This is a genomic window from Bradyrhizobium sp. U531, from assembly GCF_051710265.1.
Taxonomy (GTDB): Bacteria; Pseudomonadota; Alphaproteobacteria; order Rhizobiales; family Xanthobacteraceae; genus Bradyrhizobium.
The window spans coordinates 962,304-985,131 of record NZ_JASVEN010000001.1 but is presented as its reverse complement, the minus strand read 5'-3'; the positions used below and the strand labels follow the sequence as shown (position 1 = coordinate 985,131).

Genomic DNA, 22,828 nt, shown 5'->3' with positions numbered 1-22,828 from the left:
GATATCCTGACCTGCCCGGTCACTGGAGCAGTGCGGCGGCCTTCACGGCCGTCACAGCGGTGTTGTAATTGTTGACGAGTTGCTGGACCGAGGCGGCCGACATGTCGAGCACCGGCTTGGGCCAGACGCCGAACAGGATCGTCAGCGCGATCATCGGGAACAGAGTCAGGCACTCCCGGAAGGTGAGATCCTTCATGCTCGCCAGCGACGGCTTGACCAGCGCCCCGAACACGACCTTGCGGTAGAGCCAGAGCGCATAGCACGCCGACAGGATCACGCCGAAGGTGGCGAAGAACGCGGTCGGGATCGAGACCTTGAAGGTGCCGAGCAGCGTCATGAACTCGCCGACGAAGCCGCTCGTGCCGGGCAGACCGACATTGGCCATGGTGAAGACCATGAAGGTCAAGGCGTAGAGCGGCATCCGGTTGACGAGGCCGCCATAGGCCGCGATCTCGCGGGTGTGCAGGCGGTCGTAGACGATGCCGACGCAGAGGAACAGCGCGCCGGAGACGATGCCGTGCGAGATCATCTGGAACACGCCGCCGGCGACGCCCTGCATGGTGCCGGCGAAGATGCCCATGGTGACGAAGCCCATATGCGCGACCGAGGAGTACGCGATCAGCTTCTTCATGTCCTCCTGCATCAACGCCACCAGCGAGGTGTAGATGATGGCGATGGCCGAGAGCGTGAACACGAACGGCGCGAAGTCGTGCGAGGCCAGCGGGAACATCGGCAGCGAGAAGCGCAGGAAGCCGTAGCCGCCCATCTTCAGGAGGATCGCCGCGAGAACCACGGAGCCCGCCGTCGGCGCCTCGACGTGCGCATCGGGCAGCCAGGTGTGCACCGGCCACATCGGCATCTTCACCGCGAACGAGGCGAAGAAGGCCAGCCACGCCCAGGTCTGCAAGGACCGCGGCACGGCGGTGTGCATCAGGGTCGGGATGTCGGTGGTGCCGGCGTTCCAGTACAGCGCCATGATGGCGAGCAGCATCAGCACCGAGCCGAGCAGCGTGTAGAGGAAGAACTTGAACGACGCGTAGACCCGGCGCGGACCGCCCCAGACGCCGATGATCAGGAACATCGGGATCAGGCCGCCCTCGAAGAACAGATAGAACAGCACCAGATCGAGCGCTGAGAAGGTGCCGATCATCAGCGTTTCCAGGATCAGGAACGCCATCATGTATTCACGGACGCGGTTGGTGATCGCCTTCCAGCTCGCGATGATGCAGAACGGCATCACGGCGGTGGTCAGGATCACCAGCGGCAGCGAGATGCCGTCGACGCCCATGTGGTAGGTGATGCCGGTGGCGAGCCAGTTCGCCTTCTCGACGAACTGGAAGTCGGGATTGGTCGGATCGAACCGCATGACCAGGAGCACCGACACCGCGAAGGTGATCAGCGTGGTCCAGAGCGCGATCCAGCGCGAGTTGCGCTTGGCCGCCTCGTCGTCGCCGCGGCTGAGATAGACGATCAGCGCGCCGACCAGCGGCAGGAACGTCGTGACCGAAAGAATGGGCCAGGTAGTCATTTACTGGCCTCCAAAGCCGAACATGAACCAGGTGATCAGGCCGGCGGCTCCGATCAGCATGGCGAATGCATAGTGGTAGAGATAGCCGGTCTGGATCTTCACGACATTGCGGGTGACGTCCAGAACGCGGGCGGAGACGCCGTCAGGGCCGAAGCCGTCGATGATGAAGCCGTCGCCCTTCTTCCAGAGCTGATAGCCGATCCACTTCGCCGGACGGACGAAGATGACGTCGTAGAGCTCGTCGAAGTACCATTTGTTGAGCAGGAACTGGTACAGCATCGGCTGCGTGTTCGCGAGCTCGACCGGCAGATAGGGCCGGCGGATGTAGAACAGGTACGAGACGAGGAAGCCCAGCACCATCATCACCGTCGGCAGGAAGGCGATGTGCTCGGGGATGTGGTGCATCTCCTCGATGATGTGCGGGTTCATCTTCACGGACTCGCGGAAGAACTCCTCGACGCCGTGACCGGCGAACAGCTCCTTGAACGGCAGACCCGCGACGAACGAGCCGACCGCAAGCACGCCGATCGGGATCAGGATCCAGAGCGGAGCCTCGTGCGCGGCCTCGTAATGATGCTCGTCATGCGGCTCGCCGTGGAAGGTCTTGAAGATCAGGCGCCAGGAGTAGAACGAGGTCAGGCCCGCGGCGACGATCGTCATCAGGAAGCCGTACACCGCGAACGGATTGTGCGAGGCGTAGGCCGCTTCGATGATCGCGTCCTTGGAGAAGTAACCTGCGGTGAGCGGGAATCCGGTCAGGGCCAGCGTGCCGACCACCATCACCGCGTAGGTGTAGGGGATCTTCTTCCAGAGGCCGCCCATGTTGCGGATGTCCTGCTCGTGGTGCATCGCGTAGATCACCGAGCCGGAGCCCAAGAACAGCAGCGCCTTGAAGAAGGCGTGCGTGAACAGATGGAACATGCCGACCGAATAGGCCCCCGCTCCCATCGCCACGAACATGTAGCCGAGCTGCGAACAGGTCGAGTAGGCGACGATGCGCTTGATGTCGTTCTGGACGAGGCCGATCGTGGCCGCGAAGAACGCGGTGGTCGCGCCGAAGAACATCACGACGGCCTGCGCGTTCGGCGCCAACTCGAACAGCGGCGACAGGCGCGCCACCATGAAGACGCCCGCGGTGACCATGGTCGCGGCGTGGATCAGCGCCGACACCGGGGTCGGGCCTTCCATCGCGTCCGGCAACCAGGTGTGCAGCAGGAACTGCGCCGACTTGCCCATCGCGCCCATAAACAGCAGCAGGCAGGTCAGGGTCAGCGCATCGGCATGCCAGCCGAGGAAGTCGATGGTCTTGCCGGTCAGGCTCGGCGCGGCATGGAAGATCGTCTCGAAATCGGTCGAGCTGGTCAGCAGGAAGATCGCGAAGATGCCGAGCGCGAAGCCGAAGTCGCCGACACGGTTGACCACGAAGGCCTTGATGGCGGCGGCGTTCGCCGACGGCTTCTGGTACCAGAAGCCGATCAAGAGGTAGCTGGCGAGACCCACGCCTTCCCAGCCGAAGAACAGCTGCACGAGGTTGTCCGCGGTCACCAGCATCAGCATGGCGAAGGTGAACAGCGACAGATAACCGAAGAACCGCGGTCGGTTCGGGTCCTCGTCCATGTAGCCGATGGAATAGAGGTGCACGAGCGAGGACACGGTCGTCACCACCACCAGCATGACGGCGGTGAGCGTGTCGACGCGCAGCGTCCACCAGACCTGCAGGTCGCCGGAGAAAATCCAGGGCAATAGCTGGATGCGGATGTCGTGATGCATGAAGCCGACATCGACCAGCGTCATCCAGGACAGGCCCGCCGAGACGAACAGCAGCGCCGTCGTGATCAGCTCAGCCGCGCGCGAACCGGCCGCGGGCGGCTCGGCCGGGCCATGACCGTGATCGTCGTGGCCGTGGTCGTCGTGACCATGCGCGTCGTGGGCTGCCGACGCGTGCGCGTCGCCATGGCCGTGGTCGCCGTGATGATCGAGCTCGTCGCCCGAGGGGTTGCGGGCATGCGCGCCGGCGAGGGCGATGAGCCCCGCCAGAATGGCGCCCAGCAGAGGCAGGAAAACGATTGCCTGAACCATTTGAGAGCTCAGCCCTTCATCAGATTGACGTCCTCAACCGCGATCGAGCCGCGGTTGCGGAAATAGACCACCAGGATGGCGAGACCGATCGCGGCTTCCGCAGCCGCGACCGTCAGCACCAAGAGCGCGAAGACCTGGCCGACGATGTCGCCGAGGAAGGTCGAGAACGCGACGAGGTTGATGTTGACCGAGAGCAGGATCAGCTCGATCGACATCAGGATGACGATGATGTTCTTGCGGTTCAGGAAGATGCCGAGGATCCCGAGCGTGAACAGGATCGCGCCGACCGCCAGGTAATGTCCGAGCCCGATCGTCATTTCACCCACTCCGCCGCATCCGCGTCCGAGAGCCCCTGCCCCGGCGCCACCTTGCGCATCGCCATCGCCATGTCGGGCGTGCGAGCGTTCTGAACGTTGATGTCCTGCCGCTTCACGCTCGCCTTGTGGCGCAGCGTCAGCACGATGGCGCCGATCATGGCGACCAGCAGCACCATGCCCGAGAGCTGGAAGTAGTGGACATACTTCGTATAGAGCACGAGCCCGAGCGCCTCGGTGTTGGAGACGTTGGCCGGGATCGCCGCCGTGATGTTCTTGCTCACGGTGGGATTGATGACCCAGGCGCCGACGGTCAGGAGCAGCTCGAACAGGAAGATGCCGCCGATCACGACGCCGACCGGCAGGTACTGGATGAAGCCCTCGCGCAGCTCGACGAAGTCGACGTCGAGCATCATGATCACGAACAGGAACAGCACCGCGACCGCGCCGACATAGACGACGATCAGCATCATACCGAGGAATTCGGCGCCCATCAGCACGAACAGGCCGGAGGCGTTGACGAAGGCCAGGATCAGGTACAGCACGGAGTGCACGGGATTGCGCGAGACAATCACCATCACCGCCGAGGCGACGCAGACGCCGGCGAAGAGATAGAAGAACAGCGCGGGAAGGATCATGCTCTCATCTCACCGGTATGGCGCGTCGAGCTCGATCGCCTTGGCGATCTCGCGTTCCCAGCGGTCGCCGTTGGCGAGCAGCTTGGCCTTGTCATAGAACAGTTCCTCGCGGGTCTCGGTCGCGAACTCGAAGTTCGGACCTTCGACGATGGCGTCGACCGGGCATGCTTCCTGGCAGAGGCCGCAATAGATGCACTTCACCATGTCGATGTCGTAGCGCACGGTGCGGCGGGTGCCGTCGTTGCGGCGCGGGCCGGCCTCGATGGTGATGGCCTGGGCCGGGCAGACCGCCTCGCAGAGCTTGCAGGCGATGCAGCGCTCTTCGCCGTTCGGATAGCGGCGCAGCGCGTGCTCGCCGCGGAAGCGCGGCGAGATCGGGCCCTTCTCGAACGGATAGTTCAGCGTCGGCTTCGGCTGGAAGAAATAGCGCATGGCGAGGAAGAACGCCGAGACGAATTCCGACAGCAGGAGCGAGCGTGCAGTGGCGTTGATGTTGATACCCATGACGGCCCTCACTTCGGCGCGATGCCGGCGAACTGCAGCACGCCGGCCACCACGATCACCATCGCCAGCGACAGCGGCAGGAACACCTTCCAGCCGAGGCGCATCAGTTGGTCGTAGCGGTAGCGCGGCACGATCGCCTTTGCCATCGCGAACAGGAAGAACATGAAGAACAGCTTCAGCGAAAACCAGATGATCCCCGGCACCCAGTTGAAGGGCGGCAGGTCCACCGGCGGCAGCCAGCCCCCGAGGAAGAGGATGGTCGCCATCGCGCACATCGTGACGATCGCGACGTACTCGCCGAGCATGAACAGCAGATACGGGGTCGAGCCGTACTCGACCATGAAGCCGGCCACGAGCTCGGATTCCGCTTCGACGAGGTCGAAGGGCGGACGGTTGGTTTCAGCCAGCGCCGAGACGTAGAACACCACGAACATCGGGAACAGCGGCCAGACGTACCAGTTCAGGATGGTGAGCTGCGGCAGCCCGATCAGGCTGGCGAGACCGCGCACGTGCTGGGCCTCGACCACGCCGGAGAGGTTCAGCGTGCCGGCGCAGAGCAGCACCGTGATGATGACGAAGCCGATCGAGACTTCATAGGACACCATCTGCGCCGCGGAGCGCAGCGCCGCCAGGAACGGATATTTGGAGTTCGACGACCAGCCGGCCATGATGATGCCGTAGATCGACAGCGACGAGATCGCGAAGATGAAGAGGATGCCGACATTGATGTCGGCGATCACCCAGCCGAGATTGGTCGGGATCACCGCCCAGGCCGCGAGTGCGAGCACGCACGACACCAGCGGGGCCAGCAGGAACACGCCCTTGTTGGCGCCGGCCGGGATGATCGGCTCCTTCAGCACGAACTTGAGCAGGTCCGCGAAGGACTGGAACAGGCCCCACGGCCCGACCACGTTCGGACCGCGACGGATCTGCACCGCCGCCCAGATCTTGCGGTCGGCGAGCAGGATGTAGGCGATCGCCACCAGCAGGACGACGAGCACCAGCACGCTCTCCGCGATCATGATGATCAGCGGCCAGAGGAAACCGGTCCAGAATGCGCTTTCGAAAAATTCCATCAGCTCACTCCGCTGCGGTCAGCATCTGCCCGGAGGCAAGCCGCGAACACTCCGCCATCACGGCGGACGCACGCGCGATTGGGTTGGTCAAATAGAAGTCCTCGACCAGCGGCTTGAACGGCGCCTTCTCGGGCGAGCCGCCCTTCCCCGCCAGCTTCTTGATCTGGTCGGCGGAGCCGGCCTCGATCTGGTCGAGACGGATCAGATGCGGCACGGCCTTGAAGATCGCCTGGCGCAGCGACGCCAGCGAGTCGTAGCCGAGCTTCTTGCCGAGCGCTTCGGACAATGCGCGGACGATCGCCCAATCCTCGCGGGCTTCGCCCGGCGGGAACGCAGCGCGGCCCGTCATCTGCACGCGGCCTTCGGTGTTGACGTAGATCGCGGACTTCTCGGTGTAGGCCGCCGCCGGCAGGATCACGTCGGCGCGGTGCGCGCCGCGATCGCCATGGGTGCCGATATAGACGACGAAGGTGCCGTCCGGCGCGTTGATCTCGTCGGCACCGAGCAGGAACAACAGGTCCAGCGTACCGAACGTCGTCATCTGCGCGGCATTCAGGCCGCCGCCGGTCGCGGAGAAGCCGATGTCGAGCGCACCGACGCGCGAGGCGCTCTCGTGCAGCACGCCAAAGCCGGCCCAGCCGTCCTTGAGCGCGCCGACGTCGAGCGCGAGCTTGGCGGCGGCCGCGAGGATGGCGGCACCGTCGTGACGGGAGGCCGCGCCCGCGCCGACCAGGATGATCGGGTTCTTGGCGTTCTTCAGCACGTCCATGAAGGAGTGCTTGCCGGCCGCCAGCTCACCGAGCGTCTCGGTGCCCGCGCCGAGATGGTCGTAATCATAGGTCAGATCGGCCTTGGCGCCGATCACGCCGACCTTGAAACCGCCGGCGCGCCAGCGCTTGCGGATGCGGGCGTTGAACACGGCCGCCTCCTTGCGCGGATTGGCGCCGATGATCAGCAGCGCGTCGGCCTGCTCGACGCCGGCGAGCGTCGGATTGAAGATGTAGGAGCCGCGGCCGAGCGCGGGATCGAAGGCATCGCCGCCCTGCACCGCCAGATTGCCCGAGCCGAACTTGGCGAGCAGATCCTTCAGCGCGAACATCTCCTCGACACCGGCGAGATCGCCGGCGATCGCGCCGATGCGCTTGCCGTCGGTGCGCGCCGCTTTCGCAGCGATCGCGGCGAAAGCTTCCTGCCAGCTCGCCGCACGCAGCTTGCCGGCCTCGCGGATATAGGGCCGGTCGAGGCGCTGGGTGCGCAGGCCGTCGACGACGTGACGGGTCTTGTCGGAGATCCACTCCTCGTTCACGGCCTCGTTGATACGCGGCAGCACGCGCATCACCTCGCGGCCGCGGGTGTCGACGCGGATCGCCGAGCCGATGCCGTCCATGACGTCGATCGACTGGGTCTTGCCGAGTTCCCACGGACGCGCCGCGAAAGCATAGGGCTTCGAGGTCAGCGCGCCGACCGGGCAGATGTCGACGAGATTGCCCTGCAATTCCGAGGTCAGGGCGTGCTGGAGATAGGTCGTGATCTCCATGTCCTCGCCGCGGCCCGTTGCGCCCATCTCGGGCGCGCCGGCGACTTCCGCCGAGAAGCGGACGCAGCGCGTGCACTGGATGCAGCGGTTCATCGAGGTCTTGACCAGCGCGCCGAGGTACTTGTCCTCGACCGCGCGCTTGTTTTCGGCAAAGCGGCTGGTGTCGACACCATAGCCCATCGCCTGGTCCTGCAGGTCGCACTCGCCGCCCTGGTCGCAGATCGGGCAGTCCAACGGATGGTTGATCAGAAGGAATTCCATCACGCCTTCGCGTGCCTTCTTCACCATCGGCGACCGCGTGGAGATTTCCGGCGGCTCGCCCTTCGGGCCCGGACGGCAGTCGCGCACGCCCCAGGCGCAGCTCGCGACCGGCTTCGGGCCGCCCTTCACCTCGACGAGGCACATCCGGCAATTGCCGGCGATCGACAGGCGCTCGTGATAACAGAAGCGCGGAATCTCGGCGCCGGCCGCCTCGCACGCCTGAAGCAGCGTGTATTCGGCGGGGACATCGATCTCTTTGCCGTCGATGATGAGCTTGGTCATGTCTCTTACTCCGCCGCGACCATGTTCACGGGATCGCGGACGCCGGCATCGTCGATGTCGGCCTTGTGCGAATACTCGTCGATACGCGCTTCGATCTCGTGACGGAAATGCGCGATCAGGCCCTGGATCGGCCAGGCCGCCGCGTCGCCGAGCGCGCAGATGGTGTGGCCTTCGACCTGCTTGGTCACCTCGAGCAGCATGTCGATCTCGCGCTTGTGGGCGCGACCGTCGGCCATGCGGGTGAGCACGCGCCACATCCAGCCGGTGCCCTCGCGGCACGGCGTGCACTGGCCGCAGCTCTCATGCTTGTAGAAATAGGAGATGCGGGCGATGGCGCGGATCAGGTCGGTCGACTTGTCCATCACGATCACGGCCGCGGTGCCGAGGCCCGAGCGAAGCTTGCTCAAGGAATCGAAATCCATGGGCGTGTCGATGATCTGCTCGGCCGGCACCATGCGCACCGACGAGCCGCCGGGGATCACGGCCTTGAGGTTGTCCCAGCCGCCGCGGATGCCGCCGCAATGCTTGTCGATCAGCTCACGGAACGGAATGCCCATGGCCTCTTCGACGTTGCAGGGGCGCTCGACGTGACCGGAGATGCAGAACAGCTTGGTGCCGACATTGTTCGGACGGCCGATGCCGGCGAACCAGGCGGCGCCGCGGCGCAGGATGTCGGGGGCAACCGCGATCGACTCGACGTTGTTGACGGTGGTCGGGCAGCCATAAAGGCCAACGTTGGCCGGGAACGGCGGCTTCAGGCGCGGCTGGCCCTTCTTGCCCTCGAGGCTTTCGAGCAGCGCGGTTTCCTCACCGCAGATGTAGGCGCCGGCGCCGTGCGCGACGTAGATGTCGAACGGCCAGCCGTTGACGTTGTCCTTGCCGACCAGCTTGGCCTCATAGGCCTGGTCGATCGCGGCCTGCAGATGCTCGCGCTCCCGGATGAACTCGCCGCGGACATAGATGTAGCAGGCATGCGCGTTCATCGCGCAACTCGCGATCAGGCAGCCCTCGATCAAGAGATGCGGATCGTGCCGCATGATCTCGCGATCCTTGCAGGTGCCGGGCTCGGATTCGTCGGCGTTGACGACGAGATAGCTCGGCCGCCCGTCGGTGGATTCCTTCGGCATGAAGGACCACTTCAGCCCGGTCGGGAAGCCGGCGCCGCCGCGACCGCGCAGGCCCGACGCCTTCATCTCGTTGATGATCCAGTCGCGACCCTTGTCGATGATGTTCTTGGTGCCATCCCAGGCGCCGCGACGCCGCGCACCCTCGAGCCCCCAATCGTGGAGGCCGTAGAGGTTCTTGAAGATGCGGTCCTTGTCCTCGAGCATATCAGTGCTTTCCGATCAACGAATGGTCTGCTTGTAGGCAAGTCCGGCGGCGCAGACGGCGAAGGTCAGCGCCCAGAGCAGGCTGGATTCCAGCGAAGCGTTCAGGCTGAAGCGCTGCAGCAGGAAAATGAAGGTCGCCGCCACGGCGGCATGCAACGCAATGACGCCCCACTTCTTCATGGCACCGCTCCCCTGCACGGAAGGCTGCGAGAGATCACGCATCAGGTGATCTCCTTCAGCGTGGTCGGCCCACCATTCGGCGCCGAGAACTGGCGGCCGTTCTGCGGGCCGGGCTTGGGCGGATTGCCCGAGGCGAAGCCGTCGAGCACCTTGCCGAAGCTTTCCTTGGTCAAATCCTCATAGGTGTCCTTGCCGATCAGCACCATCGGCGCGTTCACGCAGGCACCGAGGCACTCGACCTCTTCCCAGCTGAAATTGCCGTCCTTGGAGAGATGGAAGGGCTCGTGATGGATGCGGTGCTCGCAGACGTGGATCAGATCCTCGGCGCCGCGTAGCCGGCACGGCGTGGTGCCGCAGACCTGGACGTGGGCCTTCTTGCCGACGGGGGCGAGCTGGAACATCGTGTAGAAGGTCGCGACTTCCAGCACGCGGATATAGGGCATCTCGAGCATGTCGGCGATGACGCGGATCGCGGCTTCCGAGACCCAGCCGTCGTGCTGCTCCTGCGCGCGCCAGAGAATGGCGATGACCGCCGAGGCTTGACGTCCCGCCGGATATTTCGCGATCTGCTGCTTGGCGAACGCGAGGTTCTCGTCCGTGAACGCAAAGCTCGCGGGCTGGACTTCCTTCGGTGCTAATCGGCGAACGGACATCTGTTATCTCTCACTGCATGCGGCGCGCGGTTTTCGCATTCAGGGCTTCGATCCTGTCCTGCCAGAATGCGCTTGCGGTGCCGAAAACGTTGTAGCCGACATGGGTCGAGACCTTGATGCGGTCGAGGATCGACAGCTCGGTCACGGTCTCCATCCGGTTGCTGCGCGGATCGAACACGATCAGCTTCAGCGGGGTCTGCTCGAGGATGTAGCGCGACACGGAGTGGTTGCGGTCGCTGCCGTGCTCCTCGCACATGATGACGCTGTCGGCCTGGAGCAGCCGGGCACCGCCCTTGATCGCCTCGATCTCGACGCCCTCGACGTCGAGCTTGATCAGGTACTTGCCGCTGGCCGAAACCTTGCCGTCGTCGATGAGATTGTCGAGCGAGATGACCGGCACCTCCTCACCGCCCGCTGCGGGATTGCCGGCGATGCTGAAGGCTTCGTGCTTGGTCCCGGAGAGCCGCGCGGTGCCGCGGGTGGCGCCGATCGCGCACTTCATCGTGTCGAAGCGACCACCGTTGACGCGCGCATTGTTGGCGAGCTTCGGGTAGTTCTGCCCCGACGGCTCGATCGCGATCGCCTTGTGCGAGCCGAACGGCTTGCTCGACACCAGCACCGACCAGTAGCCGTAATTGGCGCCGCAATCGAGCAGCGTGTAGTCGACGTCGATGGAATCGGCGAACAGAACCTCGAGCTCGTCCTCGTAATTGTACGAGCGGTTGAGCAGCTTGCTCCAATAGCCGTCGCCATAGGGGAATTCGAACACGGCGTCGGGATTGAGCCGGATCGCGATGTTGCGCTCGGGCAGCGTCTTGCGCAGCAGATTGGCGCAGGCGATGTAGCCCATGTGCGAGAAGTGCGAGGAGATCTTCGATCCCGTCACCAGCGCCAAGGCAGCCGTCCGCTCCCACAGGTTGGCCCCTTCCAGGGCCCCCGAGGCGCGGTCGAACTGGATTGGCGCCTGCTGCCCCATCAGCGATCGACCTCTCCGAACACGATGTCGAGCGAGCCCAGGATCGCCGAGACGTCGGCGAGCAGATGGCCGCGGCAGATGTGGTCCATGGCCTGCAGATGCGCAAAGCCCGGCGCGCGGATCTTGCACTTGTAGGGCTTGTTGGTGCCGTCGGAGATCAGATAGACGCCGAACTCGCCCTTGGGCGCCTCGACCGCGGCGTAGACTTCGCCGGCCGGAACGTGAACGCCTTCGGTGTAGAGCTTGAAGTGGTGGATGAGCGCTTCCATCGAGCGCTTCATCTCGCCACGACGCGGCGGCGCGACCTTGTTATCTTCGACGACGACGGCGCCCTTCCCCTCGGGCGCATTCATCTTCTGGATGCACTGCTTCATGATGCGCACGGACTGGCGCATCTCTTCCATGCGGATCAGGTAGCGGTCGTAGCAATCGCCGTTCTTGCCGATCGGAATGTCGAAATCCATCTCGGCGTAGCACTCATAGGGCTGCGACTTGCGCAGGTCCCAGGCCGCACCCGAGCCGCGCACCATCACGCCGGAAAAGCCCCACTCCCAGGCTTCCTTCAGCGGCACCACGCCGATATCGACGTTGCGCTGCTTGAAGATGCGGTTGGCGGTGAGGAGGCGGTCGAGGTCGTCCACGACTTTCAGGAACGGATCGCACCAGGCTTCGATGTCGTCGACCAGCTTCTGCGGCAGGTCCTGATGCACGCCGCCGACGCGGAAGAAGGCTGCGTGCATGCGGCTGCCGGAGGCGCGCTCGTAGAACACCATCAGCTTTTCGCGCTCTTCGAAGCCCCACAGCGGCGGGGTCAGCGCGCCGACGTCCATCGCCTGCGTGGTGACGTTGAGAAGATGCGACAGGATGCGGCCGATCTCGCAATAGAGCACGCGGATCAGCTGGCCGCGGCGCGGCACCTCGATGCCGAGCAGCTTTTCGGCAGCTAAGCAGAAGGCGTGCTCCTGGTTCATCGGCGCGACGTAGTCGAGCCGGTCGAAGTAAGGAATCGCCTGCAAATACGTCTTCTGCTCGATCAGCTTCTCGGTGCCGCGATGAAGCAGGCCGATATGAGGATCGACGCGGGCAACGACTTCACCATCCAATTCGAGCACGAGACGCAGAACGCCGTGCGCGGCCGGATGCTGCGGGCCGAAATTGATGGTGAAGTTGCGAAGCTGTTCGGGTTGCTCGTTCATGATCAGACCTTCGGCCCTGCTTTTTCATCGCCAGGAAGGACCGGATAGTCCGCCCCTTCCCACGGCGACAAAAAGTCGAACTTGCGGAATTCCTGGTTGAGCCGGACCGGCTCGTACACCACCCGCTTCTCCTGGTCGTCGTAGCGGACCTCGACGAAACCGGTGGTCGGAAAATCCTTGCGCAGCGGATGGCCCTCGAAACCGTAGTCGGTGAGGATGCGGCGCATGTCGGGATGGCCAACGAAGAACACGCCGTACAGGTCGTAGGCCTCGCGCTCGAACCAGTCGGCGCCGGGGAACACCTCGATCAGCGACGGCACCTGCGTGGTCTCGTCGGCCTGGGCCTTGAGGCGGATGCGCACGTTCAGGGTCGGTGACAGGAAGTGATAGATCACGTCGAAGCGCTTCTCGCGCGACGGATAGTCCGCGGCCGTGATGTCGGTGAAGTTGATGAAGCGGCAGTTCGGATCGTCGCGGAGGTACTTGACCACCTCGACGATCTTGCTGGCCTCGACATCAACCGTCAGCTGGTTGAAGGCCACCGAATGACCGGTGGCGGCGCCCGGAAGCGCGCTAACGATCGTCTGCCCCAGGGCGTCGAGCTTGGCGTCGTCCATGACGTAAAACCTTAGCGTTCGATGGTGCCGGTGCGCCGGATCTTCTTCTGCAGCAGCAGCACGCCGTACAGCAGTGCTTCCGCCGTGGGCGGGCAGCCCGGCACGTAGATGTCGATGGGCACGATGCGGTCGCAGCCGCGCACGACCGAGTAGGAATAATGGTAATAGCCGCCGCCATTGGCGCAGGAGCCCATCGAGATGACGTAGCGCGGCTCGGGCATCTGGTCGTAGACCTTGCGCAGCGCGGGCGCCATCTTGTTGGTCAGCGTTCCCGCGACGATCATCACGTCGGACTGGCGCGGCGAGGCACGCGGCGCGAAGCCGAAGCGCTCGACGTCGTAGCGCGGCATCGAAACCTGCATCATCTCGACCGCGCAGCAGGCGAGACCGAAGGTCATCCACATCAACGAGCCGGTACGGGCCCAGGTGATGAGGTCGTCGGTCGCGGCCACGAAGAAGCCCTTGTCGGACAGCTCCGAATTGACCTCGAGGAAGAACGGGTCATTGGCCCCGACCGGCCTGCCGGTGGAGGGATCCAGGATGCCCTTGGCGGCCGGCGCTACAACCGGACCTGCGGACGGTGAAGGGTTCAATCCCATTCCAGTGCCCCTTTCTTCCATTCATAGGCGAACCCGACCGTGAGCACGCCGAGGAACACCACCATGGACCAGAAGCCGGTCGCGCCAAGCTTGCCGAACGCCACCGCCCAGGGAAACAGGAACGCCACCTCAAGGTCGAAGATGATGAAGAGGATGGCGACCAGGTAGAAGCGGACGTCGAACTTCATGCGGGCATCGTCGAAGGCGTTGAAACCGCATTCATACGCCGACAGCTTTTCCGGATCCGGCTGCTGGAACGCCACGATGAAGGGCGCGATCAGCAGCACCAGGCCGATCAGGCCCGCGACCGCTATGAAGACGACGAGTGGAAGATAGTTCTGCAGAATGCCGCTCATTGGCGAGCCCTTTTTCCCGCAGCCTCGGGACAGCCACGGATTCGTCCGATTTGGAATTGTTCTGAGCCTTAGCGCAGTGCACCAATGGGCGCAAGACACGCTCGTTTTACGCCCTTTTACCGCTCCGAGAGCGGTGAAAATCCCGGAATCACCCCGCGCTGGTATGGAGCAGATCGCTGGACCCAGCAAGGGCGGCCACCGGTTTTGCAGGACAGCCGTTCGGCGATTGCGGCGCACAGGCCGGGCCGCATCAGGCCGTGCTTCGCCCGAGAAAAACGCATGATTTTCGGGTGCGGCGGCGCACCCAAACGGAGCCGTGGCGCCCGTCGGGAACGCCGGGCTGTCATCCCGGCGCCATATTGCCGAAGGTCACCCCCTTCGGCGCGCCGGACGGCCGATGATGGCCGCGATGGCGAGGCGGGAAGAGTTGCTGCAAAGACACCTATCCACAGGTGCAAGCGATCAGACGAGCCATGCATCGCGGCGGGACCGGCCCGCCGCCTGCGAGGGCGGCGTCATCCTGCGATATATTGCAGTCCAACCAATCGCGAGCGCGGCGGCGGCAACGTCCAAAGCCGTCCCGCCCGCCGCGCTCGGACGAGCTTCAGGCCGGGGGGGCATGGCCGGGAGCTCATCGATCTCGTGGGGACGATCAGCGGCACAGGATCCCGCCGCCCTCGCCCCTTCTCACCATTTGTAGGAGACGCTGGCGGTCACGCGCCGGCGGTCGCCGTAGAAGCAGGACGTCGGGAACGAGCAGCTCGCGACATAGATCTTGTCGGTCAGGTTGACGACGTTGAGCGCCGTCCGCCAGTTCTGCCATTCGTAATGGAGCGCGAGATCGCCGAGCACCACCGCGGGAACCTCGAGTGTGTTGGCGGGATCGGCCCAGGATGAGCCGACATAGCGCACGCCGCCGCCGAAACCGAAGCCTTCGAGCGGCCCGTCCTTGAAGGTGTAGTCGGCCCAGCCCGAGACCAGGAGCTGAGGCGTGTTGGTCGGCGTCTTGCCGACCAGCGACGGATCGAGATCGCGGCTGTTGAAGAGATGATAGGCGGTGAAGGCGCCGATCAGCTTGAGTTCCCTGGTGGCATTGGCCACCGCTTCGAGCTCGATGCCGCGCGAGGTCACCTCGCCGGTCTGGTTCAGCAGGATCGGCGTGCCCGCGGTCGTCGCGACGTTCTGGCGCTTCAGGTCGAACACCGAGGCCGTGAAATAACCGTCGAACCCCTTCGGCGCCACCTTCACGCCGATCTCGGTCTGCTGCCCGGTCTCGGGGAGGAAGAGCTGGTTACTGGCGTTGAGGCCGATGACGGGATTGTAGCTCGTCGCGTAGGAGACATAGGGCGCGATGCCGTTGTCGAAATTGTAGATCAGCCCGGCCCGCCCGCTGAACTTGCTGTCGTCACGGCTGGCGACGGTGGCCCCGGTGTCGCGCGCGTCCTGCGTCGTTTCCACCCAATCGTTGCGGCCGCTCAGCACCAGCGTGAAGTTGCCGAGCTTCATCTGGTCCTGGAGATAGGTGCCGGCCTGCTTCTGCGTGATCTGGAAGTTGCGGAACGGCACGCCCGTCAGCGGAATGTTGAGACCGTAGACGGGACTGAACACGTTGATCGAAGGAACGGTACCGAAATTGAAGTTCTGGTAGTCGTCGATCTGGTAGCCCTTCAGATCAACGCCGAACAGCATCGTGTGCCGCACCGGCCCGGTGTTGAAGCGATACTCCAGCTGGTTGTCCAGATTGGCCTGGTTGGCGGTGTTCTTGGCGTACCAGTTATATCGCCCCATCGTGGCGGTGTTGATGTTGTCCCAGCCGTTGCCGATGTAACCGCGATAGGTCAGGTCGATATGCGCGAACCGCGCATTTTGCCGGAACGTGAGGTCATCGGTGAGATTGCGCTCGAACTGGTAGCCGAGCATTTCCTGCTCGCGCGTGAACTTGTCGGCATTGGGATCGCCGACGAAGAAGCTGGTCGGGATCTTGCCGAACGGCGCGTTGGTTACCGTGCCCTGGTAAGGCAGGAAGTTGATGCCTCTCGTGTCGGTCTTCGAGGCCGATGCGAGAACCGTGAAGGACGTGTCGGCGTCCGGCTTCCACGTGAACGACGGCGCGATGAAGTAGTTGTTGTCAGGCGTGAAGTCGACCTGCGTGCCGCCGTTCCTGATCTCACCGACGACACGATAGAACAGCTTCCCGTCCTGGGGCTGCGTCGCGACCGGCCCGCCGACGTCGAAGCCGACATAGGCATTGCCGAAATTGTTGACCCCGGTTTCGATGTAGCGGATCGGCTCGGTGGGCGGCATCTTGCTGATGACGTTGACGATGCCGCTCGGGCTCGATCCGCCATAGAGCACGGCAGACGGGCCGCGCAGCACCTCGACGCGCTCCATGTTGGACGGCGGCAGCCGCCAGCTGGCATAGGAGGTGTAGAACAGCTGCGTGCCGTCGAGGAACAGTCCGATATCGTCGGACTTGAAGCCGCGGATCAGCCACCAATCGTTGCGCGTGTCGGCGCCGAAGGTCCCTGCCCGCACGCCCGCCGTATAGCGCAGCACCTCGTCGAGCTTGTTCGGCTTCTGGTCGCGGATCTGCTCGGCGCCGACGACGGACACCGATTGCGGCGTCTCCATGATCGGCGTGTTGGTCTTGGTGCCGGACGAGCTGCGCCCCGCGACGTAGCCATGCACGGGCCCGCGCGGCGTCTCCACGAAGCCGACATCGCGCCGTGGCTGCGGCTTGCGGCTGGCAACCGTCTGATCCGACGCCCGCGGCGCGCGGCGTTGAGGGGTCGTCGCGGCGCGACGACGCGCTTCCGGCGCGGTGACGGTGACCGACGGCAGGTTGGTTGCGCCCCCCTGCGCAGAGGATTGTGCAAACGATGCCTGCGGGACCAGGACCAAAGCGGACGCGGTGGCCAATACGGCCGACCGCAGCATTCCAAGACTGTTCAACGCGCCACCCCAAAGCTGCATGTCCAAAGCGTCATGCCGCCTGTCCCCGGGCGGCCTGCGCTCACGGGCGACGCTTATGGGAGGGTGCGAAGAATCCCTAATTGAAAAGGTCTTAGAAGGAGTCTTAGAAACGATCCAACATGTCGAGAGATTATCTGCGAAGTCAGCGCGCGTTCTTCTCGCTCTCGAGCATCTCGGCTGCGATCGCCGTGAGACGATCGACTTGTCCCAGCAGCGTGTGAAATTCGGCTTCGCTCAGATCTTCCAGCAGACGCCGGTTGCGCTCCTGCGCACCGTCGACGATCGCATCATGCGCGGCGAGGCCCGCCGTGGTCAGCGAGATCAGCACCTCGCGACTGTCTTTCGGGTTAGCCGATTTCGCGATCAGCTTGCGCGTCAAGAGATTGGCCAGCGCGCGGCTGATCTGCCCCTTGTCCTGACCGACCGCCTCGGCGAGCCGCGCCACGCTCATCGGCGGCCGGCGACCGAGCGAGGCGACGAGACCGAACTCGACCGAAGACAATCCGGTGAGGCGCTTGTAGCGCAGGATCGCACCGCGCTTGAGCAGATTGGCGAGCACCATCAGTCGCGACGACAGCATCACGGTGATCGGGGCCGACGGGTCGCTCTCGTCTGCGGCGGGGGATTTCGCCCCGCCCCTGCTCTCGATCTGGCTCATCATCCACCTCTGCCAAGAAAGCCCGGGCCTGCCAAGTCCAAGCCCGCCAACTCCAGGCCTGCCAAGTCCAAGCCTGCCGAGCCTGCAGAACCCACCCGCGCCGGCCGTCCCATCAAATGCGTCTTAGAGGCATTTGGAAGATCGTTGACAATGTCATCGAATTATTTTTCACTACAACCAAGACGCAAGAACGAGGCCCGGCGAAGGGGCCGACAGCGGGAGGACCAGCATGATCATCACCCAGCGGGATCGCGATCTCGGCACGGCCTATGCGATGAAGCCGGCGCACACGCGCACCGAGCTGACCTCCGTCGTGCGCGGCACGCCGATGGGCGAGCTGCTGCGCCGCTACTGGCATCCGGTCGGGCTCGTCGGCGACGCCACCGACACGCCGAAAAAGGTGCGCGCCCTGGGCGAGGATCTGGTGCTGTTCCGCGACCGAAACGGCCGCACCGGCCTGTTGCACGCCCGCTGCTGCCACCGCGGCACGACGCTCTACTACGGCAAGGTCGAGGAGGACGGCATCCGCTGCTGCTATCACGGCTGGAAATTCGACACCGAAGGCCATTGCCTGGAGCAGCCCTGCGAGCCCGACGGCGCTCCGTTCAAGGACAAGGTGCGCCAGCCCTGGTATCCGGTCGAGGAGCGCTACGGCCTGATCTTCGCCTATATGGGCCCGGCCGAGAAACGCCCGGTGTTGCCGGCTTACGAGTGCCTGGACAACATGGACGACGGCGAGTTCGTCGAGGCCGACGATTCCTCGATCGGCGGCGGCGGCCCCGCCATCATCCCCTGCAACTGGCTGCAGCATTTCGAGAACGTGGTCGATCCCTATCACGTGCCGGTGCTGCACGGCTCGTTCTCGGGGCCGCAATTCACCGACATGATGGCCTCGATCCCCGAGGTGAAGTTCGAGAAATCGCCGCGCGGCGTGCTCGTCCGCTCGGAGCGCAAGCAGGACGACGGCAAGGTGTTCTATCGCGTCAGCGAGGCCGCGCTGCCGACATTGCGCGTGGTGCCGAACCCGCGCGTCGCGCAGTTCGCCCGTGTCGAGTCGATCGGCTGGGTGCTTCCGATCGACGACGGCTCGTTCCGCATCTTTGTCGCCGGCCGCGTCAAGAACTCCGGCGACATCAGCCGCATGCGCTCGAAATTCAACGGCAAGTTCTGGTGGGACATGACGGAGGCAGAGCACCAGCAATTCCCCGGCGATTACGAGGCCCAGGTCGGCCAGGGCGAAGTGACCGTTCATTCCGAGGAGCATTTCGGCCAGAGCGACCGCGGCATCCTCCTGATCCGGCGCATGCTCAGCGACCAGCTCGACGCACTCGCCGCGGGCCGCGATCCGATCGGCGTCTCGTTCGACGCGAGCGCGCCGCCGGTCGAATTCGAAGCGGGGAATTACATCCGCGAAGGCTGAGTTGCAGCCGATCAGGCTGGACCGACAACGATAACAAAGACAAATTGGGGGAAGCGATGGTCGATATGACGTCACAGATGTCGGTGCAGACGGCTGCCGCGGCCAAGCCGTCGCCGCGGCGCTATTACGTGCTGGGCCTGCTCACCATCATCTACGCGCTAAACTTCCTCGACCGCACGATCTTCAACGTCCTGATCGAGCCGATCAAGAAGGAGTTCGCGCTCAGCGACACCATGATGGGCCTGCTCGCAGGCTTCGGCTTCGCGCTGTTCTACTCCCTCCTCGGCATTCCCATCGCGCGCGTCGCCGACCGCCTCAACCGGCGCAACATCGTCGCATTGGCCTTCGCGTTCTGGAGCGCGATGACGGCGCTGTGCGGCGCCGCCACCAGCCTGACCTCTTTGGCACTTGCCAGAATCGGCGTCGGCATCGGCGAATCCGCGGGCTCCCCGGCCTCGCAGTCGATCGTCGCCGATCTCTTCGCCAAGAACGAGCGTCCGCGCGCGCTCGGCATCTATGCCATCGGCACCTATCTCGGCGTCTTCCTCGGCTATTTCGTCGGCGGCTATATCAACCAGCACTATGGCTGGCGCATGGCCTTCTATGTCGCCGGCCTGCCCGGCATCCTGCTCGCACTCGTGCTGTGGCTGACGATCTCCGAGCCGAAGCGCGGCGCGATGCAGGAGAGTTTCGTGCCCGAGCCGCTCGGGCCGACGCTGCGCTTCCTCGGCTCGCAGAAGAGCTTCCTCATCGTCCTGATCGGCTTCTGCCTCACTACCTACACGAACTACGCGACCGCGGCCTGGATCCCGCCGTTCCTCGCCCGCGTGCATCATCTCTCCAGCGTCGAGATCGGCACCTATGCCGGCACCTTCAAGGGCCTCGCCGGCATGGCCGGCACCCTGCTCGGCGGCTTCGTGGTGGCGCAGGTGAGCCGCCGCGACGACCGCTGGAAGCTGTGGGCGCCCGCGATCACCTCAGGCCTCGCCGGCCCGGTGTTCGCATTGTGCATGCTGACGCAGGACTTCAGGATGATGGTTGCCATGCTGGCGCTGACCTCGTTCCTGGTCGGCTTCCATCTCGGCCCGATCTTCGCGATCGCGCAGACGGTGGCCAAGCCCAGCATGCGGGCGCTCGCCTCCGCGCTGATCGCGCTCACCGCCACCTGCTTCGGCCAGGGCGTCGGCCCGCTCGCGGTCGGCATGGTCAATGACGCGCTGAAGGGCACTTACGGCGCCGAGGCCGTGCGCTATTCCCTGCTCTCGGCGGCGGTCACGACCACCCTCGGCGCCCTGCTCTTCATCTGGGCGGCGCGCTCGATCCGGGCCGATATCGACCGGGCGGCCTGACGCCACCCGGGCCGCCAGCCCGGCGAAACCCACGAAGCGTATTCATGAAACCATTTTGAGGAACCCGCGAAACCATCCGGAAACAGATGGTCCTTAAAAAATGAGCCCATAGACGGCGGCAAAGCCCGTCGGGAGGCTCATATGAACCACTCCATTCATTCTGCTGATCGTGCGACCCATTTGAAGATCGTGGTGGTGGCGCTGGTGGCCGGCATCATGGTGGCCGGTTTCGGGATCGCAGCCCGCACCAATGCCGATTACAGCCAGACCGCCCAGTCGAATCACGTCATAAAGGCCGGCAAGCCGGTGGTCGTGACCAGCGCGGGCACCTCGGAGATTCGCTAGACCGGGAAACCTTGGCACCAAACTCCGACGAAATGGCCGCCTACGGGCGGCTTTTTTCATGCCGGGTTTCACGTCTGGCGCGCCAAACCGCGTTTCGTGCGCCATCGGGAAAAAGTGGTGTAGCGCCCGGGTCACTATTAATAACTGATTACTTCCCCGGAATTCCCAACCATTTCCAAATATGTCGAACTGTGGATGATGACGATCAATTGATTTCAGGCCAACTCTGGGGAGAACCATGAGCGGCGCACAATTTTTTCTGAAGCGGGTTCATTTGGGGAAGATCGCCGGGGTCGCGGCCCTGATGGGGGGACTCTGGACGTCACTCCCGCCCGGCCCGGCCATGGCGCAGTTCGTCTGCGCCGGCAGCGCGACCGGCTCGATCCCGGTCTCCGGCTCGGGCTCCTCTTCGGCCAACCAGCATGACGTGGCCTGCGGCATCTCCTCCGTGGCCCAGGGTGCGGCGGTCGGTACGTCGGGCGGTGCATCGGCCTACGGCTTTGGCGCTTTCGCTCTCGGTGCGAACACCACCTCAGTGGGCAGCTTCTCCGGCGCAGCCAGTCCGGCCGCGGGCGTGACCAGCATCGGCGCCAATGCCAACGCGATCGGCGCTCCCGCCGGCGTTTACAGCACCGCCATCGGCGCCGGCGCCGATCCCAACACCGGCAACAATGTCCAGTCGACCGGCGCCTACAGCGTCGCGATCGGCGGCGGCGACGGCGTCGGCGCAATCGCGGCGAAGTCGTCCGGAGCCCTGAGCGTGGCGATCGGCGGCAGCAGCAATGCAAGCGGCGCCAACAGCACGGCGGTCGGCGCCGGCGCGCAAGCGGCGTTCGCAAACTCGGCGGCGATCGGCAACGGAGCAACGGCCACGGCCGTCAACCAGGTTGCGGTTGGAACGGCCACGAACACCTACAAGATGGCCGGCCTGACCTCGGCGGCGAGCACCGCCGCGCAGACCGGCACGACCTCGTTCGTGACCACCGATGCCGCCGGCAATCTCGCCGCGACGAGCTTCAGCCCCGCCAATTTCCAGAACCAGATCAACTCGCTGTCGTCGCAGATCCTGGACAACCGCATCGAGGCCCGCACCGGCACCGCCGTCGCGCTCGCCGCCGGCTCCATGCCCGCCCTGCTGCCCGGCCGCAAATTCGCTCTGTCCGCCGGCTACGGCAATTTCCAGGGTGCCAACGCGTTTGCGATCGGCGCGACCGCGCTGCTCTACGACAGCAAGAACTACGCGATCGTCGGCAATGTCGGCGGCGGCGTAGGCCTCGAGCGCAGCGTCGCCGGTGGCCGCGGAGCCGTTTCGCTGCAATGGTAAGTGTGGTTCTCGCAGGTATCGCGCGGCGCATCGGCGCCGCGCTCTTCGTGCTGTTCGTGAGCTGCGGTCTCGCTTTGGCACAGGGACAGCCGCAGCCAACTCCGAACGCAAAGCCCGCCAATATCGACCGCAACGGCGTGCTGATGCTGATCCGCTCGTCGCTACTCGCGCTCGACCAGGCCAACAAGACCGGCAACTACACCGTGCTGCGCGACCTCGCCGCGCCCGGCTTTTCGGCCGTGAACACGGCGGCGCGGCTGGGAGAGATCTTCGCCACGCAGCGAAATGACAAGCTCGACCTGTCGGGCGTCGCCGTGATCGATCCCCAGCTCAGCGTGCTTCCCGAGATCGCGCCGAACGGCATGATGCGGATGGCCGGCTTCTTTCCGTCCGTGCCTTCGCAGGTGAATTTCGAGCTCCTGTTCGCACCGGTGGACGGCCAATGGCGGCTGTACGGGATTTCGGTGAACGTCGCGAACGCCGCGCCGGTCGCGCCTGCTCCTCCGCCCAGCGCCACGAAGAATCAGCCTGCGCCGAAAAAGCCGCCAGAGCCGAAGCCAGCCGCATCGCCGCCTCCCGCGGCAAAGTAGAGGCGCCAGATTGAGGGCACGAAAATCAAGGATATCCCCATG

Annotated in this window: 22 protein-coding genes; 5 read left to right on the top strand and 17 right to left on the bottom strand. The window is 64.6% G+C overall.

The window, feature by feature from the left end:
• Positions 1 to 19 precede the first annotated feature (19 nt).
• The 17 genes from QRQ56_RS04955 to QRQ56_RS04875 all read right to left on the bottom strand — a co-directional run bounded on the left by QRQ56_RS04955 (position 20) and on the right by QRQ56_RS04875 (position 17,758).
• The gene (locus QRQ56_RS04955; protein ID WP_438737988.1) at positions 20 to 1,528 is read right to left on the bottom strand and encodes an NADH-quinone oxidoreductase subunit M; all 1,509 of its coding nucleotides are present in this window, start codon (positions 1,526 to 1,528) and stop codon (positions 20 to 22) included.
• Positions 1,529 to 3,607 (bottom strand): NADH-quinone oxidoreductase subunit L, encoded by a 2,079-nt coding sequence (gene nuoL / locus QRQ56_RS04950; RefSeq protein ID WP_438737986.1) that lies wholly within the window; start codon positions 3,605 to 3,607, stop codon positions 1,529 to 1,531.
• A gap of 8 nt (positions 3,608 to 3,615) precedes the next feature.
• Entirely contained in the window at positions 3,616 to 3,924 is a 309-nt protein-coding gene (gene nuoK / locus QRQ56_RS04945) for an NADH-quinone oxidoreductase subunit NuoK (protein WP_008547737.1), read from the bottom strand.
• Complete coding sequence (locus QRQ56_RS04940) at positions 3,921 to 4,559, bottom strand: NADH-quinone oxidoreductase subunit J (protein WP_438737985.1); 639 nt, start codon at positions 4,557 to 4,559, stop codon at positions 3,921 to 3,923. Before QRQ56_RS04940 ends, nuoK begins: the two co-directional genes overlap by 4 nt.
• A 9-nt stretch (positions 4,560 to 4,568) precedes the next feature.
• Entirely contained in the window at positions 4,569 to 5,057 is a 489-nt protein-coding gene (gene nuoI, locus QRQ56_RS04935) for an NADH-quinone oxidoreductase subunit NuoI (RefSeq protein WP_026232873.1), read from the bottom strand.
• A 14-nt stretch (positions 5,058 to 5,071) separates the two neighbouring features.
• Positions 5,072 to 6,139 carry an NADH-quinone oxidoreductase subunit NuoH gene (gene nuoH, locus QRQ56_RS04930; RefSeq protein WP_438737983.1) on the bottom strand — a complete coding sequence of 356 codons (1,068 nt, stop codon included), beginning with the start codon at positions 6,137 to 6,139 and terminating at the stop codon, positions 5,072 to 5,074.
• 4 nt (positions 6,140 to 6,143) lie between these two features.
• Positions 6,144 to 8,219, bottom strand: a complete 2,076-nt coding sequence (nuoG, locus tag QRQ56_RS04925; RefSeq protein WP_438737981.1) for an NADH-quinone oxidoreductase subunit NuoG — start codon at positions 8,217 to 8,219, stop codon at positions 6,144 to 6,146.
• Between the two features lie 5 nt (positions 8,220 to 8,224).
• Positions 8,225 to 9,550, bottom strand: coding sequence for an NADH-quinone oxidoreductase subunit NuoF (gene nuoF, locus QRQ56_RS04920; protein ID WP_438737979.1), 1,326 nt, complete (start codon positions 9,548 to 9,550; stop codon positions 8,225 to 8,227).
• Positions 9,551 to 9,565: 15 nt separating this feature from the next.
• Positions 9,566 to 9,772, bottom strand: a complete 207-nt coding sequence (locus QRQ56_RS04915; protein ID WP_438737978.1) for a hypothetical protein — start codon at positions 9,770 to 9,772, stop codon at positions 9,566 to 9,568.
• Positions 9,772 to 10,383: an NADH-quinone oxidoreductase subunit NuoE gene (nuoE, locus tag QRQ56_RS04910; RefSeq protein ID WP_438737976.1), complete on the bottom strand. Its 612-nt coding sequence runs from the start codon at positions 10,381 to 10,383 to the stop codon at positions 9,772 to 9,774. Before nuoE ends, QRQ56_RS04915 begins: the two co-directional genes overlap by 1 nt.
• 10 nt (positions 10,384 to 10,393) lie before the next feature.
• Positions 10,394 to 11,359, bottom strand: coding sequence for an FkbM family methyltransferase (locus tag QRQ56_RS04905; protein WP_438737975.1), 966 nt, complete (start codon positions 11,357 to 11,359; stop codon positions 10,394 to 10,396).
• On the bottom strand, positions 11,359 to 12,555 hold the full coding sequence (locus QRQ56_RS04900; protein ID WP_438737973.1) for an NADH-quinone oxidoreductase subunit D: 1,197 nt from the start codon (positions 12,553 to 12,555) through the stop codon (positions 11,359 to 11,361). Before QRQ56_RS04900 ends, QRQ56_RS04905 begins: the two co-directional genes overlap by 1 nt.
• Before the next feature lie 2 nt (positions 12,556 to 12,557).
• The gene (locus QRQ56_RS04895; RefSeq protein WP_438737972.1) at positions 12,558 to 13,172 is read right to left on the bottom strand and encodes an NADH-quinone oxidoreductase subunit C; all 615 of its coding nucleotides are present in this window, start codon (positions 13,170 to 13,172) and stop codon (positions 12,558 to 12,560) included.
• An 11-nt stretch (positions 13,173 to 13,183) separates the two neighbouring features.
• Positions 13,184 to 13,765 (bottom strand): NuoB/complex I 20 kDa subunit family protein, encoded by a 582-nt coding sequence (locus QRQ56_RS04890; RefSeq protein WP_438737970.1) that lies wholly within the window; start codon positions 13,763 to 13,765, stop codon positions 13,184 to 13,186.
• Positions 13,762 to 14,127 carry an NADH-quinone oxidoreductase subunit A gene (locus QRQ56_RS04885; protein WP_097662523.1) on the bottom strand — a complete coding sequence of 122 codons (366 nt, stop codon included), beginning with the start codon at positions 14,125 to 14,127 and terminating at the stop codon, positions 13,762 to 13,764. Before QRQ56_RS04885 ends, QRQ56_RS04890 begins: the two co-directional genes overlap by 4 nt.
• A 687-nt stretch (positions 14,128 to 14,814) precedes the next feature.
• Positions 14,815 to 17,064 carry a TonB-dependent siderophore receptor gene (locus QRQ56_RS04880; RefSeq protein ID WP_438737968.1) on the bottom strand — a complete coding sequence of 750 codons (2,250 nt, stop codon included), beginning with the start codon at positions 17,062 to 17,064 and terminating at the stop codon, positions 14,815 to 14,817.
• 178 nt (positions 17,065 to 17,242) lie between these two features.
• Entirely contained in the window at positions 17,243 to 17,758 is a 516-nt protein-coding gene (locus QRQ56_RS04875) for a MarR family winged helix-turn-helix transcriptional regulator (RefSeq protein ID WP_438740073.1), read from the bottom strand.
• Positions 17,759 to 17,987: 229 nt separating this feature from the next.
• Here QRQ56_RS04875 and QRQ56_RS04870 point away from each other — a divergent pair, with 229 nt between their 5' ends.
• From QRQ56_RS04870 to QRQ56_RS04850, 5 genes are all read left to right on the top strand, one after another.
• The gene (locus QRQ56_RS04870) at positions 17,988 to 19,178 is read left to right on the top strand and encodes a Rieske 2Fe-2S domain-containing protein (RefSeq protein ID WP_438737966.1); all 1,191 of its coding nucleotides are present in this window, start codon (positions 17,988 to 17,990) and stop codon (positions 19,176 to 19,178) included.
• A gap of 56 nt (positions 19,179 to 19,234) precedes the next feature.
• Positions 19,235 to 20,527, top strand: coding sequence for a spinster family MFS transporter (locus QRQ56_RS04865; protein ID WP_438737965.1), 1,293 nt, complete (start codon positions 19,235 to 19,237; stop codon positions 20,525 to 20,527).
• Between the two features lie 141 nt (positions 20,528 to 20,668).
• Complete coding sequence (locus QRQ56_RS04860; RefSeq protein WP_438737963.1) at positions 20,669 to 20,872, top strand: hypothetical protein; 204 nt, start codon at positions 20,669 to 20,671, stop codon at positions 20,870 to 20,872.
• A gap of 238 nt (positions 20,873 to 21,110) precedes the next feature.
• On the top strand, positions 21,111 to 22,196 hold the full coding sequence (locus QRQ56_RS04855) for a YadA-like family protein (protein ID WP_438737961.1): 1,086 nt from the start codon (positions 21,111 to 21,113) through the stop codon (positions 22,194 to 22,196).
• Positions 22,190 to 22,786: a hypothetical protein gene (locus tag QRQ56_RS04850; RefSeq protein WP_438737959.1), complete on the top strand. Its 597-nt coding sequence runs from the start codon at positions 22,190 to 22,192 to the stop codon at positions 22,784 to 22,786. Before QRQ56_RS04855 ends, QRQ56_RS04850 begins: the two co-directional genes overlap by 7 nt.
• The last annotated feature ends 42 nt before the right edge of the window (positions 22,787 to 22,828 follow it).

Excerpts from the sequence above, each read along its gene's own strand:
- QRQ56_RS04955 (WP_438737988.1), bottom strand. The coding sequence starts at position 1,528 with ATGACTACCTGGCCCATTCTTTCGGTCACGACGTTCCTGCCGCTGGTC.
- nuoL (WP_438737986.1), bottom strand. The coding sequence starts at position 3,607 with ATGGTTCAGGCAATCGTTTTCCTGCCTCTGCTGGGCGCCATTCTGGCG.
- nuoK (WP_008547737.1), bottom strand. The coding sequence starts at position 3,924 with ATGACGATCGGGCTCGGACATTACCTGGCGGTCGGCGCGATCCTGTTC.
- QRQ56_RS04940 (WP_438737985.1), bottom strand. The coding sequence starts at position 4,559 with ATGATCCTTCCCGCGCTGTTCTTCTATCTCTTCGCCGGCGTCTGCGTC.
- nuoH (WP_438737983.1), bottom strand. The coding sequence starts at position 6,139 with ATGGAATTTTTCGAAAGCGCATTCTGGACCGGTTTCCTCTGGCCGCTG.
- nuoG (WP_438737981.1), bottom strand. The coding sequence starts at position 8,219 with ATGACCAAGCTCATCATCGACGGCAAAGAGATCGATGTCCCCGCCGAA.
- nuoF (WP_438737979.1), bottom strand. The coding sequence starts at position 9,550 with ATGCTCGAGGACAAGGACCGCATCTTCAAGAACCTCTACGGCCTCCAC.
- QRQ56_RS04915 (WP_438737978.1), bottom strand. The coding sequence starts at position 9,772 with ATGCGTGATCTCTCGCAGCCTTCCGTGCAGGGGAGCGGTGCCATGAAG.
- nuoE (WP_438737976.1), bottom strand. The coding sequence starts at position 10,383 with ATGTCCGTTCGCCGATTAGCACCGAAGGAAGTCCAGCCCGCGAGCTTT.
- QRQ56_RS04905 (WP_438737975.1), bottom strand. The coding sequence starts at position 11,359 with ATGGGGCAGCAGGCGCCAATCCAGTTCGACCGCGCCTCGGGGGCCCTG.
- QRQ56_RS04900 (WP_438737973.1), bottom strand. The coding sequence starts at position 12,555 with ATGAACGAGCAACCCGAACAGCTTCGCAACTTCACCATCAATTTCGGC.
- QRQ56_RS04895 (WP_438737972.1), bottom strand. The coding sequence starts at position 13,172 with ATGGACGACGCCAAGCTCGACGCCCTGGGGCAGACGATCGTTAGCGCG.
- QRQ56_RS04885 (WP_097662523.1), bottom strand. The coding sequence starts at position 14,127 with ATGAGCGGCATTCTGCAGAACTATCTTCCACTCGTCGTCTTCATAGCG.
- QRQ56_RS04880 (WP_438737968.1), bottom strand. The coding sequence starts at position 17,064 with ATGCTGCGGTCGGCCGTATTGGCCACCGCGTCCGCTTTGGTCCTGGTC.
- QRQ56_RS04875 (WP_438740073.1), bottom strand. The coding sequence starts at position 17,758 with ATGAGCCAGATCGAGAGCAGGGGCGGGGCGAAATCCCCCGCCGCAGAC.
- QRQ56_RS04870 (WP_438737966.1), top strand. The coding sequence starts at position 17,988 with ATGATCATCACCCAGCGGGATCGCGATCTCGGCACGGCCTATGCGATG.
- QRQ56_RS04865 (WP_438737965.1), top strand. The coding sequence starts at position 19,235 with ATGGTCGATATGACGTCACAGATGTCGGTGCAGACGGCTGCCGCGGCC.
- QRQ56_RS04860 (WP_438737963.1), top strand. The coding sequence starts at position 20,669 with ATGAACCACTCCATTCATTCTGCTGATCGTGCGACCCATTTGAAGATC.
- QRQ56_RS04855 (WP_438737961.1), top strand. The coding sequence starts at position 21,111 with ATGAGCGGCGCACAATTTTTTCTGAAGCGGGTTCATTTGGGGAAGATC.
- QRQ56_RS04850 (WP_438737959.1), top strand. The coding sequence starts at position 22,190 with ATGGTAAGTGTGGTTCTCGCAGGTATCGCGCGGCGCATCGGCGCCGCG.